Origin of the sequence: Bartonella sp. AC130YNZD (genome assembly GCF_042196865.1) — a bacterium.
Taxonomy (GTDB): Bacteria; Pseudomonadota; Alphaproteobacteria; order Rhizobiales; family Rhizobiaceae; genus Bartonella.
Genome location: NZ_JBHIQZ010000120.1, coordinates 1 through 1,054, shown reverse-complemented (window position 1 = coordinate 1,054; position 1,054 = coordinate 1). Strand labels below are relative to the sequence as shown.

The 1,054-nt window shown below is 41.8% G+C and carries 1 protein-coding gene and 1 pseudogene; both read left to right on the top strand.

Going from position 1 to position 1,054, the window contains the following annotated elements; translation table 11 throughout:
* Positions 1 to 540: pseudogene (locus ACFINU_RS10020) on the top strand (hypothetical protein); the annotation flags it as partial.
* On the top strand, positions 524 to 910 hold the full coding sequence (locus ACFINU_RS10015; protein WP_375667691.1) for a hypothetical protein: 387 nt from the start codon (positions 524 to 526) through the stop codon (positions 908 to 910). The pseudogene ACFINU_RS10020 and the gene ACFINU_RS10015, both read left to right, overlap by 17 nt.
* The last annotated feature ends 144 nt before the right edge of the window (positions 911 to 1,054 follow it).

The window sequence follows — 1,054 nt, the reverse complement described above, 5'->3', positions numbered from 1 at the left end:
AACCAACCTCCCATTCACGAGCAAGAGAACGTTCCCAAAAAAGCAAAACGAGCGCAAGCTAATCGCGGTTGTCGATTGCCTACGGATTTTGAACCCGATTACGATTTTGCCATTGCAGAGGGCTTGCCTCCAGAGCGCGTGAAAGTCGAAATTGCAAAGTTTCGAGATTTTTGGAAAGCCTGTGCAGGAAAGAATGCTATCAAACGTGATTGGCAAGCAACATGGAGAAACTGGGTGCGAAAGGCTATCGAGGTTTTAGAAAAAACAAAAAACACGAACAACAATGGTGGAAACAATGGAAACTTTTCAAAAGATCAAAGAACTCGTGGTAGTACCGGAGAGACAATCCGTAATCTTATCGGTGCAACACAGCTTAGTGACGCCTCTACAAGATACCGTGCAACAGATAGAGCAATGTGTAACTCTGGAGTTCCCATGGACCTTGAGAAATGGCATTCAATTGACAGCAACCCTAGAGAAACAAGCTTTAGAAGCTTATCAGACTGTTCAAAACTTACTTACCGTGAAAGCGTCTGTTGAAGACATAGCAGAGGCTCTTGATGTGCTTGAAGGTGGTTTGACAATGCAAAAAGTTTCGAATGTAGAAGCGCGTGCAAAGGCTTATATCGCAGCTCTTAACGGCATTTCACTCTGGTCTTTATTGCAAGCTGTTAAAAATCTTATACGTGGTGAAGCAAAAGGCATGTCCACAACATTTGTGCCCTCATGCGCTGATCTAGCGCAGTATTGTCGTGATTTAGAAAGCAGGCTTTATGGTGTTGCTGAGAGAGTTTTTACAGCAGTTGAAAATACGCGTAACCTAGCCTTAGGAGGCAAGCGCATTTCATTCATGAGAATAGGCAAGCCTAGTGAAGAGCAACATAACAGTAGCAGTTCCAAAGCAGCCTAAAACAGCAAAATAGTGAAAAGTGCTGATCATTTTGGGATTAGATATGTATTTAAACAGACAAAAAGGCACCGTACAAAGCGATTTAAAGATTTTACGATGAAAAAACCATATCTATAATATAAAACGCTCTGTACGATCAAATTT